The organism is Streptomyces sp. OR43, assembly GCF_008042275.1.
GTDB lineage: Bacteria > Actinomycetota > Actinomycetes > Streptomycetales > Streptomycetaceae > Streptomyces.
The window spans coordinates 49,354-64,439 of the sequence record NZ_RDBK01000038.1 but is presented as its reverse complement, the minus strand read 5'-3'; the positions used below and the strand labels follow the sequence as shown (position 1 = coordinate 64,439).

General features: G+C 70.5%; 11 protein-coding genes and 2 pseudogenes. 6 read left to right on the top strand and 7 right to left on the bottom strand.

Annotated elements, in window-relative coordinates; translation table 11 throughout:
• Positions 1 to 64: 64 nt before the first annotated feature.
• Positions 65 to 799, bottom strand: a complete 735-nt coding sequence (locus EAO72_RS17490; RefSeq protein ID WP_410090404.1) for a VanZ family protein — start codon at positions 797 to 799, stop codon at positions 65 to 67.
• Between the two features lie 213 nt (positions 800 to 1,012).
• Here EAO72_RS17490 and EAO72_RS43125 point away from each other — a divergent pair.
• A pseudogene (locus EAO72_RS43125) lies at positions 1,013 to 1,185 on the top strand (FAD-binding domain-containing protein); the annotation flags it as partial.
• Between the two features lie 159 nt (positions 1,186 to 1,344).
• Positions 1,345 to 2,048: pseudogene (locus EAO72_RS17485) on the top strand (YoaK family protein).
• 113 nt (positions 2,049 to 2,161) lie between these two features.
• Here the strand turns inward: EAO72_RS17485 and EAO72_RS17480 are convergent.
• Together EAO72_RS17480 and rpmG are read right to left on the bottom strand one after the other, a co-directional pair.
• Positions 2,162 to 2,425 carry a type B 50S ribosomal protein L31 gene (locus EAO72_RS17480; protein ID WP_148018268.1) on the bottom strand — a complete coding sequence of 88 codons (264 nt, stop codon included), beginning with the start codon at positions 2,423 to 2,425 and terminating at the stop codon, positions 2,162 to 2,164.
• Positions 2,426 to 2,492: 67 nt separating this feature from the next.
• Entirely contained in the window at positions 2,493 to 2,657 is a 165-nt protein-coding gene (rpmG, locus tag EAO72_RS17475) for a 50S ribosomal protein L33 (protein ID WP_148018267.1), read from the bottom strand.
• A gap of 218 nt (positions 2,658 to 2,875) precedes the next feature.
• Here rpmG and EAO72_RS17470 point away from each other — a divergent pair, with 218 nt between their 5' ends.
• Entirely contained in the window at positions 2,876 to 3,169 is a 294-nt protein-coding gene (locus tag EAO72_RS17470) for a hypothetical protein (protein WP_148018266.1), read from the top strand.
• Positions 3,170 to 3,484: 315 nt separating this feature from the next.
• The gene (locus tag EAO72_RS17465) at positions 3,485 to 4,945 is read left to right on the top strand and encodes a PP2C family protein-serine/threonine phosphatase (protein ID WP_148018265.1); all 1,461 of its coding nucleotides are present in this window, start codon (positions 3,485 to 3,487) and stop codon (positions 4,943 to 4,945) included.
• A gap of 115 nt (positions 4,946 to 5,060) precedes the next feature.
• Here the strand turns inward: EAO72_RS17465 and EAO72_RS17460 are convergent, their stop codons facing one another.
• Entirely contained in the window at positions 5,061 to 6,557 is a 1,497-nt protein-coding gene (locus tag EAO72_RS17460; RefSeq protein WP_148018264.1) for a DNA-binding protein NsdB, read from the bottom strand.
• A 231-nt stretch (positions 6,558 to 6,788) separates the two neighbouring features.
• Here EAO72_RS17460 and EAO72_RS17455 point away from each other — a divergent pair, with 231 nt between their 5' ends.
• The gene (locus EAO72_RS17455) at positions 6,789 to 7,928 is read left to right on the top strand and encodes an aminoglycoside phosphotransferase family protein (RefSeq protein WP_148018263.1); all 1,140 of its coding nucleotides are present in this window, start codon (positions 6,789 to 6,791) and stop codon (positions 7,926 to 7,928) included.
• Positions 7,929 to 8,058: 130 nt separating this feature from the next.
• Here EAO72_RS17455 and EAO72_RS17450 read toward each other — a convergent pair whose 3' ends face one another.
• Entirely contained in the window at positions 8,059 to 9,390 is a 1,332-nt protein-coding gene (locus EAO72_RS17450) for an N-acetylmuramoyl-L-alanine amidase (RefSeq protein WP_148018262.1), read from the bottom strand.
• A gap of 402 nt (positions 9,391 to 9,792) precedes the next feature.
• Between EAO72_RS17450 and EAO72_RS17445 the strand changes: the two genes are divergently transcribed.
• Entirely contained in the window at positions 9,793 to 12,006 is a 2,214-nt protein-coding gene (locus tag EAO72_RS17445; RefSeq protein WP_148018261.1) for a terpene synthase family protein, read from the top strand.
• Here the strand turns inward: EAO72_RS17445 and EAO72_RS17440 are convergent.
• Positions 11,982 to 14,363, bottom strand: coding sequence for a glycoside hydrolase family 95 protein (locus EAO72_RS17440; protein ID WP_148018260.1), 2,382 nt, complete (start codon positions 14,361 to 14,363; stop codon positions 11,982 to 11,984). The genes EAO72_RS17445 and EAO72_RS17440 overlap by 25 nt on opposite strands.
• 132 nt (positions 14,364 to 14,495) lie before the next feature.
• Complete coding sequence (locus EAO72_RS17435; RefSeq protein WP_018550733.1) at positions 14,496 to 14,996, bottom strand: hypothetical protein; 501 nt, start codon at positions 14,994 to 14,996, stop codon at positions 14,496 to 14,498.
• Positions 14,997 to 15,086: the final 90 nt, after the last annotated feature.

Genomic DNA, 15,086 nt, shown 5'->3' with positions numbered 1-15,086 from the left:
GGGGCGGCCCGCAAACGGCGACGGGCCGATCGAGTGCCCGCCGGCCTTCCCGCTGCTTGCCGGGTCAGCTCTGGTGGCCGCCCCCGCGGGTGAGGCGCGCGCGTACTCCCTGGCGCACGCTCGTCCAGGACGTGGCCGCGCGTCCCGTCCGCTCGCCGGTTCGCTTCCCGGTTTGCTTGCCGGTTCTCTTGCCGGTCGGCTTCGGCTTCCCCGGCGCCTTCCCAGTCGTCTTCGCAGTCGTCTTCCCGGCCGCCTTCGCAGTCGTCTTCGCTGTCGGCTTCCCAGTCGTTGTCTTCCCGGTCCTCGGGCCGGCGGGCTTCCGCCGCCGGGCCGGGGCCGGAACGGTCTCGCGCCACGGTTCGGCCGCCAGCACGTGGTAGCGGTGGCTCAGACGCCGCCCCAGCACCAGATAGCCGAGCAGCGCGCCCGCCGTGTTGAGAATGACGTCGTCGATGTCGAAGGCCCGTCCCGCGACCAGCGCTCCCTGGACCAGTTCGACGACGACGATGACCATCACGGTCAGCAGGACCATGCGGACCATGCGCAGCCGTCGTGGTACGAGCACGGGCAGCAGCACGCCGAACGGCATGCCCAGCACGAGGTTGCCGCCGGCCTGCTTGCACGCGGCCAGAAAGGTGTAGTCCTCGGCGTACTGCCGCAGCGAACGCCCCGGGCGGAGGTTCGACGTGACGAGATCCTGCGAGGCGGGCGACGGTGTGAGTGTCACCTTCGCCAGCACGACGGAGAACCCGACCATGGCCAGGAGTACCGCCACCAGAATGGTGACCTGAAGCAGCACATGGCTCCACGCCCTGTGCCGTGTTCCGTTGCGCGCGTCTCTTCCCGCCTCTGCGTCCATGGGCGACAGATGCCCCCGACCGGCCGCACCACACCTGACGTCCGCGCACCGGCCACCGGAACCGGCGTGGTGCGACGCGGGCCTGCGGGGGCCGGACCGGCCGGACGTGGGGGTACGCGAACGGCCGGCGGACACGGCGGGACCGGCTACCCGGTGGTCGACGGCGACGTCGCCAACAACCGAACTGGCAGGGGATGGCGGGAACCGGGACGGACAGCCGCCCCAACCGCGTGCTCAACCCCGTGGTCCGGGGCAAACGGTACGACCCGGACGGCAGCCCGCTTCAAGGCGCGCGGCCCCGACTGGGGGCCGTGCGGCACGCGGCGCGCGGCCCCCGGTGCCACACCCGCCGCGCCGCGCCGGGAGCAACACCTACGGCCGGACGGACGGACGGCGGCGAGGATGCTGTCGTGCCGAATTCCCCCGCAACCACCGAGCCGGCCGCCCGCGGCGTCGCGGACGGTCCCCGCGCCCATGCGGCGCTCTTGCTCCTGTCGGCGGCCTCCGGGGCGGCGGACGCCTTCGTCTTCATCTGTGTCGGCCAGGTCTTCGCCGGTGTGATGACGGGCAACCTGGTGCTGCTGGGCGCCGCGGCCGCGGGGTCCGGTGAGGAGGGAGTCGCGCTGCGTGTGGTCACCGCGCTGGTCTCGTACGGATGCGGGGTGGCCTGCGGCGCGGTGGCGGGTGAGCGGACGTGGTGGCGGCTGCCCGTCATGCTGCTGGCGGAGGTGGGGCTGCTCACGGCCGGCGCTGCGCTGTGGGCGGGCGGCCTGATCAGGTCGGACGCGGACCGACTGGGCCTCCTGCTCGTCATGGGGCTAGCGATGGGCATCCAGGGCCGTGTCCGGGCGACGCCCACGAACTACTTCACCGGGACGCTGACGTCCCTCGTCGGACGGCTGGCCCTCGGGTCGTGGCGTCCGGGTGACGGCTGGGTGGCCGGCCGGCTGCTCGCCGTCGTGGCGGGCGCGGCGGCGGCCGCGCTGACGGTGCGCCTGTGGCCGTCGTCCGGTGCCGTGGCTGCGGCGGGACTGGCGGCCGCGGCGCTCCTCGTCGAAGCCGCTGGGCGGCGGACCGTCCGGGCGTAGGGCGGGTGCGCCCGGACAAGGGGAAGCCCCGGCCGGATCGGGGGATTCCAGCCGGGGCGGTTCTGGTGTGGGCGCTCAGCGCGTCATCCACGTATAGGTGAACGATAAATCATCTGGCCGTGTTCCCGGGAATCCGCGGCCCTGCCTGTGATCCAGGGCACGGACGCCCGGCCCGGGGGTACGGCTTCGCTCACCGGCCACGAGGACCGCGGCATCACTCACCGGCGGCGGGCACTCCGTTGCCGTAACGGCGGTGGAACTGCTCGATCCGGCCGGCCGTGTCCAGCACCTGACGGGTCCCCGTGTAGAAGGGGTGGCTCGCCGACGAGGTCTCCACGTCGATGACGGGGTAGCTCCGGCCGTCCTCCCAGGTCACCCGCTGATCGGAGTCAGCGGTGGAACGGGTGAGGAAGGCCGCTCCGGCGGCGCGGTCACGGAAGACCACGGGACGGGAGACGGGGTGGATTCGGGACTTCATGGGCGTTCCTTCCCTGGTGCGCGATCGGATGGACGACCGGGTGCGTCCGGCAGCGGCCGGGCGGAGGTCAGCGTTCCTCGCGGAACAGAACGTGCAGGCCTGCGGCGGGGTCGTACTTGCGGAGCACCAGACGGTCGGGGTTGTTGCGGCGGTTCTTGCGCGTCACATAGCTGCGACCGGTTCCGGCGGTCGAGCGGAGAGTGACGACGGGACGGGTCTCACTGCGGGCCATGGGCACCTCCGGGGTTTTGTACCGATCCCACCCCTTGGTGGTAACGGGATTCGTTTTCGTTCTGCTCGTGCAACGCGGGCACACCCCGGCGCATTCCCGGTCCGCCGACCACCTCCCGCCGGACTCCCGAGCACCCTTCGGCAACCGTCACGCGGGGCCGCCACGCTCGTTGATCGCTGTGCCCGGCACTTCAGCCGACTTCCCGAGGAACGTGAGCCATGCGCCTGAAGAACACCCTGACCACCCTCGCGGCCACCGCGATGATCACCGCCTCCTGCATGACCGCGGCAGGCCCCGCGGCCGCCGCCGGAGACACCGCGCCCGCCTGCGTGGCGCGCGACGTCATCAAGCAGAACAAGACGGCCTGGACGACCAACAACTGCGGCCGGAACATGCACATCCAACTGGTGATCAACAACGGCCCCGACAGGAGCTGCTGGACCACGTCGCCCGGCGAGACCCTCGAGTGGAAGTGGAAGATGGGCTCGTACGGCCGCATCGCCCTCTGCTGACACCGCGGAGACGGTCATCGCTCCCGGAGCCTCCGCCCAGGCGGGGGCTCCGGCCCGCATATGCCCGTGCGCGCACCGCGCGAGAACGGCGCACACGGGCGCACATCAACCATCGGGCTCCGAGTGACTTGCATCAACGCCCGCAGACAGCAAGGGTGTTCGACGGAATCGGGTTCCGCTCAGCCGCTGACATATGCCGGATGCAAGAACGCGTCGAGTGTTGCCAAACCACTTACGGGCTCGTGTCGGCTGTGCCACAGTCGTATCCGGTCCACCCTCAGACCTGGTTGTACCGCGCCTGTATCGGAGTACGACATGCCGCCCCACCCGCCTGCGGACCGCCCCGCGCCCCAGCCGTCCGAACGTGAAGCCGTCGACGCGTTGATCAACCGGACACACCGGCTGCGCGGAGACGTGGACGCGGTGCGGCGTGACACCGTCCTCGTCGACGAGGACGACCCGCAGCTGCGCTGGCAGCGTGCGCTGTGCGATCTGGCGGTCCATCAGCTCGATGATCTCGGGGCGCATCTGGGACAGCTCAGGCAGGGGCTGCCGTCCGGGGCCGCGGAACAGTTCACAGCCGGGGCGGCGCAGCCCGCCGGCCCGGCCCAGCTCGCCGAGGAGCAGCCGGGTTCGCTGATCGGCCGGGTGGGCAGCGCCGAATGGAATCTGCTGACCGACGAGGTGAGCTGGTCGGACGAACTGCTCCAGATCTTCGGCCGCACACCCGAGGCGGGACCCCTCTCACTGGACGACCTGCCCTCCGTGCTCCTGCCCGAGGACCAGCCCCTGCTCACGGCCCTGGTCACCGACTGCCTGGTCGACGGCAAACCGATAGACGGCGAGTTCCGCATCCTGCGCACGGACGGGCGGTCGCGGACCCTGCACATGATGGGCGAACCCGTCCTGGACGCGGACGGCTGCACGGCCTCCATGTGGGCGGTCCTGCGCGATGTCAGCGCACTGCGCCGCAGCCAGCAGGTGGTGCACCGTACCCAGGACTCGCTCCAGCGACAGCAGCACATCGCCAGGACCGAGCGCCGGATGGCCGTGGAGCTTCAGGAGGCCGTGCTTCCCCCATGGCGGGGGTCGCTGACCCTGCCCGACCAGGGGCCCGGTTCGCTGGACATCGCGGCCCACTATCTGCCCTCGGATTCCAGCGCCCTGATCGGCGGCGGCTGGTACGACGCGATGCAGCTGCCGGACGGCCGTACGCTGCTCACGGTCGGCGATCTGACCGGTCACGGCATCCAGGCGACCTCCACCATGGCGATGATCCTGGGCGCGCTGCGCGGCATGGCGGTGGCCGGGATCGAGCCCGGAGCCCTGATGGGGCACCTCAACCAGTTACTGGAGACATCGATCCAGCCCGCCCTGGGCAGCGCGGTGTGCTGCCGGTTCGACCCCGCCACCCGCACGCTGGACTGGGCGCAGGCCGGACACCCGGCGCCCCTGCTCTTCCGCAACGGCGTCGGGCGCCCAGTGCCACTGCCGGACGGAGTGCTCCTCGGGGCGGCATCCGGGGTCGCGTACGAGCAGGACGAAGTACACCTGCTGCCCGGTGATGTACTCGTCCTCCACACCGACGGGCTGGCCCGGGCTACCGGGAGCACGCACAACGGTCTCCGTCCGGGCACGGAAGCACTGCTCGGACTCGCGCCGCGCTTCTCCGCAGCCCGCACGGCGCAGGACTGCGTACGCGCCGTCGCCGAGGAGTTCGGCGGCACCGAGCGACTGGACGACGCGTGTGTGCTGATCGCCCGCATCGGCGCGTAGCCGCATCGACGGGGAAGAACGAGCACTGAAGGGGACGACGGCATTCCCACGGGGCGCTTCTTCCTGACAGCGTCTCGTGCGCGTGTCGTCGCCAGGGATCAGATCTCCGAACTCCTCAGATCTCCGAGCTCCTGGGCCTCTTGATGATGGAGCTCCGGGGCAGCGAGAGCTGGATCTCCTCACGCAGGTCCTCGATCTTCGCGTAGCCCGCGAACTGACCCGTGAGCCGGTACATTTCGCGCAGCCGGTCCCAGGTGCGGTGCGAGGAGGTCTCCCCCATCGTCACCAGGGCCAGTCGTGCGTAGCGGTCGGCCTGCTCGGGGTCATCGGCGATGAAGCAGGCCGAGGCGAGGGAGATGTAGTCGAAGATCTTCGACCGCTGGCGTCCGTTGACCCGCAGTTCCAGCGCCTGCTTCGCGTGGCGCTGGGCGGTGACGGCGGCCGAGGGGTCGTGCTCGGCCAGCGTGCGGAAGGCCAGTGCCTGCATACCGTGCAGATCGGCCTCGTCGAACATCTGCATCCAACTGGGCGGCGGTACATCGCCCTTGTCGGAGATGAAGAGCTCTTCGGCCCGGCCCAGGGTGCGCCGCATGGCCTGTCCCCGGCCCATGGACGCCTGAGCCCAGGCCTCGATGGTGTGCAGCATCGCCTGGGTCCGTGGCAGGACCATGTCGCCCGAGCCGGATTTGGCGAGTTTCATGAGGTCGAGTGCGTCGTCGGGACGGCCCAGGTGGACCATCTGCCGGGCTGCCCGGGAGAGCGCCTCGCCCGCCCGCGGACGGTCCCCGCCCTCACGCGCGGCGTGCGCGGCGATGACGAAGTACTTCTGGGCGGTGGGTTCCAGGCCGATGTCGTGGGACATCCAGCCCGCGAGCACGGCGAGGTTGGCGGCGACGCCCCAGAGGCGGCGCTGCAGGTGGTCGGGGTGGCGGTAGGCGAGCATGCCGCCCACCTCGTTCAGCTGGCCCACCACCGCCTTGCGCTGGAGGCCTCCGCCGCGGGAGGCGTCCCAGGCGCGGAACACCTCCACGGAGCGTTCCAGCGCCTCGATCTCCTCCGAGCCGATGGGCGCGGCCTCGTACCGGTCGTAGCCGGCCGGGTCCGCGTGCACGGGGTCGTCGATACGTGGGGCGTCGGCCGCCAGTACGGGGTCGGTGTGCAGCCAGTCGTGCATGGGGCCGGCGATCGTGGAGCCGGCGGCGAGCGCGGCGCCCGCGCTCACCAAGCCGCGTCGGTTGAGCATGAGGTCCATTCCCGTGAATTCGGTGAGGACCGCTGCCGTCCGCTCGGGCGCCCACGGGAGTTGGTCGGGATTGTCTGCCGTCCCGGCCTCTCGCCGTTTCCCCACACGCCCGCGTCGGCCGAACCCGAGGTCCTCGATGGTCACGACACGACCGAGCCGCTCGGTGAACAGGGCTGCCAGCACTTCGGGCACCGGATCGCGCGGGGACTCCCCCATGTCGATCCATCGCCTCACGCGCGAGGTGTCGGTGGCCAGTTGGGGGTGGCCCATGGCCGCCGCCTGCCTGTTCACCATTCTCGCGAGTTCGCCCTTGGACCAGCCGGCAAGGCCGAACAGGTCGGAAAGGCGGGTGTTGGGTTCTCCGGTCACGTCAAGCCCCCAGGTTCTCGGCTGTGTTGACAGTAACCCCCTGTCAGATGCCCTGCGACTATTCGCCAGGCTTCGCCAGGGGTCGCCATGTTCTCTGCCACGGGCACGCCGGTGTCAGGTAGGAGTGCGCCACCCCGCCCGGCAGCCCTAGGTACTCCCCAGGGTGCCGAACGGCCGCCGGCCGGGGCGGCGCACGCAACTTGTCGGCGCACGAAGGGATCTGTCTCGCCCATGTACACAGCATCGTCCTCCGTGTCCGCCCCGCCCCGGCCGCTGCGTCCCCTGGGAGCGGGTGGCGGACCGTATCTCGATCCCCGCGCCACCGTCCCCGCGCCCGGCATCGGGCGGACCCGGCGCGTGGCAGGGCCGGGCGCCCCCTCACTGAGCGGAAGACTGGACCTGTCCGGTCCGCAGGGTGCCCAGCTGAGGATGGCGATCGCCTCGGTGCACCGGATCTGCCCGGAGTTCAACCCCGTACAGGTACTGCGGCGCAGCGGCCGTTCGGTGCTCCTCGTCGGTTCCACCGGCCGCGCGACCGCGGTCGCCAAGTGTTTACTGGACCACTCCCCCGCGTGGTCGGAGCGGTTCCGCCACGAAATAGCGGCATACCGGGCGTTCGTCCGGCACCGCCCTCCGGTCCGGGTTCCCCGGCTCATCGCAGCGGACCCGGAGAACTGCACCCTGGTCATCGAGCGGATGCCCGGGCGGGTGGCGGCGCTGACGAGGCACCCTTCGGAGGCTCCGCCACGGGCGGATCTGCGTGCGGTACTCGGTGCGGTCAGCCGGGTCAACGCCTGGCGTCCGCCGGCCGGTCTGTTCGACGCCCCGCTGGACTACGCGGCACGGATCGCGCGCTATCACGAGCTCGGTCTGTTCACCGACCGCGATCTGGGTGACCTGCAGAAGCTGCTGCACGGCCTCGCCGTCGCCGGCGGCCGCCAGGGCATGGGGCAGTTCTGCCACGGTGACGCGCTGCTCTCCAACATCCTGCTGTCGCCCACCGGTCCGGTACTGGTGGACTGGGAGCACGCCGGCTGGTACCTGCCGGGCTACGACCTGGCGACGCTCTGGGCGGTCCTGGGTGACGCCCCGGTGGCGCGGCGTCAGATCAGCCAGCTGGCCCAGGTCGCGGGGCCCGCGGCGCGGGATGCCTTCCTGGTCAATCTGATGCTCGTGCTGACACGGGAGATCCGTACGTACGAGACGGCCCTGCAGCGGGCCATGCGGGACACCAGCGCGCCGGCCCGGACCGCGCAGGAGCGTCCGGGTGCGCTCTCCTCGGGTGAGGAGCAGCGGCTGCTGCTGCGCCGCCTGCACGATGACTGCGCCATGGCGCGGAGTGCGGTTCGAGCCGCCGTCGGCACTCGCTGACCTGTCCGACGGGGATGCGCGCTGCGGGTCCGGTGCCGACACACCGGGCCCGCAGCGCGCTGTTGTGCTGTCCTGCCCGCCCGGAGCGGTGAACCCGCTCAGTGGGCGTGAGCCTCAGTGGGCGTAAGTCTCAGTGGGCGCGGACGATGTCCACGTCGGACGCCTTCACGAAGGCGATGCGGTGGCCGATCTGGACCGTCACGTACTTCTCCTTGCCGCGGAAGTAGGCGTGGTCCAGAGGGTAGGAGGAGTCGATCGTCGGTGCGTAGAAGAACCCGGTGGGCGCCTCTCCGCCGCCGGGATAGGACTGGCCGGCCTTGATGGTGTACTGCAGGGCCGTGCCCACCCGCTGGTCCGTGAAGTCGGCGGGGTACTCGGACTTCTCCGGGTACGCGACCCCGTACACCGGTACCTCCGCCTTGCCGGCCTTCGGCCTGACCACGTAGCCGGATGTGGGGGTGGTGGTGCGGATGCGGGCCGGGGTGCTGAACCAGGCCTTCTTGCCGTACCACCAGATCGCCGTCCAGCCGGGCGCGTGGTCGGCGACGACCGCCTGCTGGGTGGCGCTGATCTTGCTGCCCCAGTCGGCGGCGCAGTTGGTGCCGGGAGAACCGTCCGTGTGCAGGCCCGGGTCGGAGAAGAGCGGCGCGTCCTCGGAGGGTTCCGTGTGCAGCGGCACGGCGCTGGAGCCCTGCACGGGAAGGTCGACGCCCTTCTCGCAGTCGCGGAACGCCTGCTGGTTGTCCTTGAACCGCGGGCTGACGGTGACGAGTTCGCTGCTCCTACGGGCGGTCGGCACGGTCGGCTTGCCGAGGAGCGCCATGAAGCGGTTCCAGTCCCAGTAGGTGCCCGGGTCCCAGTGCATGTTCTTGGTGCCGGCGGCGCTGGTGGGCGGCACCCCGTCGTGGCCGATGATGTGCTGGCGGTCGAGGGGGATGTCGTACTTGGCGGCGAGGTAGCGCACCAGCGCCGCTGTCGAGCGGTACATCTCGGGGGTGTACCACTTCGCGCCCTCGGTGGCGACGCCTTCCTGCTCGATACCGATCGAGTGGCTGTTGAGGTACCAGTTTCCGGCCTGCCAGGCGACGTCCTTGTTCTTCACCATCTGCGTGACGTGCCCGTCGCCGGAACGCACGACATAGTGGGCCGAGGTCTGCTTCAGCGGGTTCTGGAAGATCTTCAGGGTGGTATCGAAGTCCTCCTCCGTGTCGTGGAGGACGATGAACTTGATCTTGTTGCTCTGCGGCCGGTCCGCGGTGTCGTAGTTGCCGTACGTCTCCTTGTCGGCCGGATCGCCGGTCTGCTGGTAGGCGGCCGGGACCCAGTCGCAGTCCAGACCGCGCGGGCACTCCGGCCGTACCCCGTCCGCGCCCGCGTGTGCCGCGGGACTGAGCAGCGCGAGACTCAGTGCGCCGACGGTGGTCAGCGCGCGTGCGCGTCCGGTCCTCTGCTTGGACGTCATGACAACCCTTCTTGGAGCTGGGCGTTTCCCGAGCCGTGCGTGTCGAGCGGTGTTCGTGTTCCGATCTCGCGTTCCGCTGTGCGCGCACACTCTCTGACCTGAGGTGATGGCACGTCAAGGGTGTGGTCGGGGCCGCGGGTCGAGCCAGTGGACCAGACCACTGGCAGGTGCTCTGACCTGCGAAGGGAAAGCGGCAACGGGATTGTGGCGGTGCCGTGTTACCTGAGTTTTACGCAGGGGCGCGCCGACCGGCGGGGCGCTGCTCCCTCCCTCGAACGAGCGCACTTGTTGTGTGACTAATGGCGGTTGTGCGTGCCCCGAACGGACGAAGGGTAGTGCTGGCGCGGACACGAACGATCCGCGTGACGCTCACGCGGAGGCTCACCGAAAGGCCTGACGCACATGGCACAGCCCTTCACCCTGCCGGACTTCTACGTTCCGTATCCGGCGCGCCTCAACCCGCACGTCGAGGAGGCGCGGCAGCACACGAAGACGTGGGCACGGGCCATAGGGATGCTGGAGGGGTCCGGCATCTGGGAGGAGAAGGACCTCGACTCCCACGACTACGCGCTGCTCTGCGCCTACACCCATCCCGACTGCTCGGCCGAGGCGCTGTCCCTGGTCACCGACTGGTACGTGTGGGTCTTCTTCTTCGACGACCACTTCCTGGAGCTGTTCAAGCGCACCCCGGACCGTGAGGGGGGCAAGCGCTACCTGGACCGGCTGCCCGCGTTCATGCCGATGGAGCGGGGTGCGCCGACGCCCGAGCCGGAGAACCCGGTCGAGGCGGGGCTGGCCGATCTGTGGGCGCGGACGGTGCCGGGGATGTCGGACGCGTGGCGGGTGCGGTTCGCGGAGGCGACGAAGAATCTCCTCAACGAGTCGTTGTGGGAACTCGCCAACATCAACGAGGGCCGCATCGCGAACCCGGTCGAGTACATCGAGATGCGGCGAAAGGTGGGCGGCGCCCCCTGGTCGGCGGGGCTGGTGGAGTACGCGGCGCATGCCGAGGTGCCCGAGGCGGTCGCCGGTGAACGGGCGCTGCGCGTCCTGCGCGACGCGTTCTCCGACGGCGTCCATCTGCGCAACGACCTGTTCTCGTACCAGCGGGAGGTCGAGGACGAGGGCGAGAACAGCAACGGGGTCCTGGTCCTCGAGCGCTTCCTCGGCTGCTCGACGCAGGAGGCCGCCGAGGCGGTCAACGATCTGCTGACGTCGCGGCTGCAGCAGTTCGAGAACACGGCACTGACCGAACTGGGCCCGCTCTGCGCGGAGAAGGGCCTTGACCCGGCACAGACGGCGGCGGTGCTCGCGTACGTCAAGGGGCTGCAGGACTGGCAGTCGGGCGGCCATGAGTGGCACATGCGCTCCAGCCGCTACATGAACGACGGCGGGGCCGGACAGGCCACGCCGGGCTTCGGGATGGCCGCCGCGTCGATCCGGCTCACTCCCCGCTCGGAGTCCGCCAGGGCACGCAGCCACACCCATCTGCCCTACCAGCACGTCGGGCCGTCGCTGCTGCCCGACTTCGACCTGCCCTTCGGGACGACGCTCAGTCCGCATCTGGACGGGGCCCGGGAGCGGATCGTCGCATGGGCGGACCGGATGGGCATCCTCCAGGCGCAGCCGGGAGTCCCCGGTTCGCACATCTGGGACGAGGAGCGGCTGCGGGCGATCGACCTTCCCCTGTGCGCGGCGGGGATCCATCCGGACGCCACCCCCGACGAGCTCGACGTCTCCTCGCAGTGGCTGGCGTGGGGGACCTACGGGGACGACTGGTTCCCCGTGGTCCACGGGCGCACCCGCGATCTGGCAGGGGCCCGGCTGGCCAACGAGCGTCTCTCGCTCTTCATGCCGCTGGACGGCGCCGCACCGCCGGAGCCCGTCAACGCACTGGAACGCTCCCTGTCCGACCTCTGGGAGCGGACCTCTGCCCCCATGGACGACCGTGGCAGGCGTGCCTTCCGTACCTCCATCGAGGACATGACCGCCAGTTGGCTCTGGGAGCTGGCGAACCAGGCGCAGAACCGGATTCCCGACCCGGTGGACTACGTCGAGATGCGCCGCATGACGTTCGGTTCGGACCTGACGATGAGCCTGTGCCGGCTGGGGCACGGCAGGAAGGTGCCGCCGGAGATCTACGAGAGCGGCCCGCTTCGCTCCCTGGAGAACGCGGCCGCCGACTATGCCGCGCTGCTCAACGACCTGTTCTCGTACCAGAAGGAGATCGAGTACGAGGGTGAGGTGCACAACGGCGTCCTGGTCGTTCAGAACTTCTTCGGAGTCGGCTATCCGACCGCGGTGGGGATCGTCTATGACCTGATGAAGTCCCGGCTGCGCCAGTTCCTGCATGTCGCCGAGCATGAACTCCCGGTGCTCTACGACGACTTCGATCTGAATGCCGAGGCGCGGGAGATCCTCGCCGGTTACGTCCTGGAGCTCAAGCACTGGATCGCGGGCATCCTGATCTGGCACCGGGACTGCAGGCGCTACCGCGAGGAGGACCTGCGCCGGGGCACCGCGGCCCCGTGGCACCTGAGCGGTCCCACGGGGCTCGGCACCTCGGCGGCGCAGGTGACCTCGCTGTTCGCTCAGCTCTCCGGGGTCAGCGTGTAACGGCGTCCCGCCCGGGCCCTGATGACCTTCTCGCCGCTCGTGAACAGCGTGCTGCGTAGGGTCACTTCACGGGTGCGGCCCGCCGTGACCACCACGCGGCGGGCCTTTCCGGCGGCCCATTCGATGTCGATGGTGAACCCGCCGCGGGCGCGCAGCCCGCGCACGGAGCCGTCGGGCCAGGCGGCGGGCAGCGCGGGGAGGATCTCGACGGTGTCGTGCTGGCTCTGCAGCAGCATCTCCGCGATGCCCGAGGCGGCGCCGAAGTTCCCGTCGATCTGGAACGGCGGGTGGGTGTCCCAGAGGTTGGGCAGGGTGGAGCTCTTCAGCTGCTCCGCGAGCATCTTGTGCGCGTGGGCCCCGTCCCGGAGCCGCGCCCAGAAGTTGATCTTCCAGGCCTTGGACCAGCCGGTTCCGCCGTCCCCGCGGGCACTCAGAGAGACTGCGGCGGCCTCGGCCCAGGTGCTGCCCGCCTCGATCTGCCGGCCTGGGTGGAGGCCGAAGAGGTGCGAGACGTGACGGTGGGTGTCAGCCGGGTCGTCGCGGTCGGTCTTCCATTCCTGGAGCTGACCCCACGAGCCGACGCGCAGGCCGGGGTCGAGGCTGTCGAGGGCCGTTTCGAGACGACTGCGGAAGGCGGGGGCATCGCCGAGGGTACGGGCGGCCTCCAGGGTGCTGGTGAGGAGGTCGTGGACGATCTGCTGGGACATCGCGGCGCCGGCGGTGAAGTCCCCGTGCTCGGGCGAGTAGCTCGGCGTGACGACGAGGAGCCCGTCCCGGGGGTCCGTGCGCAGGTTGGCGAGCCAGAATTCGGCGGCCTCCTTCATCGCCGGGTAGGCGGTGGAGCGCAGATAGCCGGTGGAACCGCTGAAGCGGTAGTGCTCGTACATCTGCTGGGTGAGCCAGGCGGCGGCCTCGGGGAACCAGAAGGCGGTCGACCAGTCGTGGACGCCGGTGAAGCCGTACGGGTTGGTCTCGTTGTGCACGACCCAGCCGGGGGTGCCGAACATCTCCTGCGCCGTCCTGCGGCCGGGCTCGCGCATGGCCTCGACGTAGCGGTCGTAGGGGGCGGTGGTCTCGGCCAGGTTGGTGACCTCGGCGAGCCAGTAGTTCATCTGGAGGTTGATGTTGGTGTGGTAGTCGGCGGACCAGGGCGGACTGGTCGCGTTGTTCCACACGCCCTGGAGGTTGGCGGGCAGCGAGCCGGCCCGTGAGGAGGCGATGAGCAGGTAGCGGCCGTACTGGAAGAAGAGCGCCTCCAGGGCCCGGTCCGCGGCGCCCGGTCCGCCGGTGTAGGCGCTCAGCAGTTGGTCGGTGGGCAGGTCGGGGAGGTCCTGGCCGATATCGAGGGCGACCCGGTCGAAGAGGGTGCGGTGGTCGTTCACATGGGCGGCGCGCAGGCTCTCGTACGAGGTGCCCGCGGCGGTGTCGACGGCGGCCGTGACCTTACGGTGCGGGTCCTCGCCTCGGTAGTCGGGGTAGATGTCCGCGTAGTCGGTGCCCGCCGCGAGGCAGAACCACGCGCGGTCGGCGCCGGTGACGGTGAGGCTGCCGTCCGCCCCGGCGGTGACCTCACCGCCCGAGGTGCGGACACGGATCTGGGCCTCGAAGCGCAGGCCGTTGTCCTTGAGTGCGCCGCGGACGGTCAGGCGGTCTCCGGCAGCGGAGGCGGTGTAGTCACCGCGCGGCGAGGTGTAGCGCAGGGTGAAGGCCACGTGCCCCGGGCTGTCCGCCGTCAGCCGGCCGGCGATGACGGAGCCCGGGTGGGAGACGAAGAACTCCCTGGTGTGGGCCACCCCTTCGTGCGTGTAGGCCACGGACGCCAGGGCGGTGCGCAGGTCCAGGGCGCGCCGGTAGGAGGCGTCGGGGGCGGCCGGTGCGTCCGGTACGTCGAGGTGGAGCTCCCCGAGGACCTGGTAGGCGCCGTAGCCGCGGCGCGGCTGTCCGAGTTCGGCGGCCACGGCGTCGGGGCCGAGCGATCCCTCCCGGTCGAGGCGTTCCTGCACCGCGGCCAGGGCTCCGGGCCTGGGGGCGGTCCAGTTGCCGAAGTCGTATCCCTGGGCCGAGCCGGGTCCGCCGGTCCAGAGCGTCTTCTCGTTGAGGGTGAGGAGTTCCGAGGCGAGCGTTCCGTGCACGCTCGCGCCCAGGGCCCCGCCGCCGATGGGCAGCGATTCGCGCTCCCAGCCGGCGGCGGGCGCCCGGTAGTGGAGTACGGGGTTCGGCAGCTCCGCCTTTCGCTCTCCGCTCCCCGATTCATCGGAGGTACCGGCGGCGGCTGCCGTCCCGGAAAGAGCCGGAACGCCCCATGCCAGGGCACCGGTTGCACCGATCGCCGTCTTCACCGTGGTACGTCGTGTCATCCCGGATGTCATGCCGCATGACGCTAGAGGTCCGACGACTGACCCGACAAGACGCATGACGAAGCGGCCTCTTGGACGGAGGCCGCGTGTACTTGGACGGAAATGGAGTGGCCGAACGGCGGCCCCGCCGGCTCAGCCCTGCTGGAAGAGCTCGGCGGGCAGTGGCTTCAGGAGCGTGTAGAGATCATCGGTGATGGGACGGTCCCAGCTGGCGATGGTGACGAGGACACCGTCGCTGCGGTCGAACTGCACGCAGGAGATCCGGCTCTCGGAGAGCTTCACCCGGCGGACGATCAACAGGTTGTCGCCCTGCATCACGGGCATGTCCTCGGTGCCGGTGACCTCGACCGGCTCGTCGTTCTCCAGCGCGAGCAGCAGCTGGGCGACCTCGAAGGGGACCTGGCCCTCCTCCGTCTCGCGGGCGGGCGAGCCCTCCGGCAGGTTACCGATGATCATCGCGGGGCCGCGGCCGCCAAACAGGTCGTAGCGCAGGAACACGCCCTGACAGCTGCCGTCGGGAGCGGGCAGCAGACCGGCGCCGAGGTTTCCGGGCCAGTCGCCCGGGTCCATGGCCAGGACGTCGAAGTCGGGGCCCGCGGGTGTGGCGGCGCTACGGCGGCGGAGGAAGGACATGCAGACATGTTACGTGTCCGGGGCCGCCTCGCCGAGCCGGGCCCGGGCAGCCCTCGGCCGCCCCCGTCGTCACGGTCGGCGAGGCCGAAG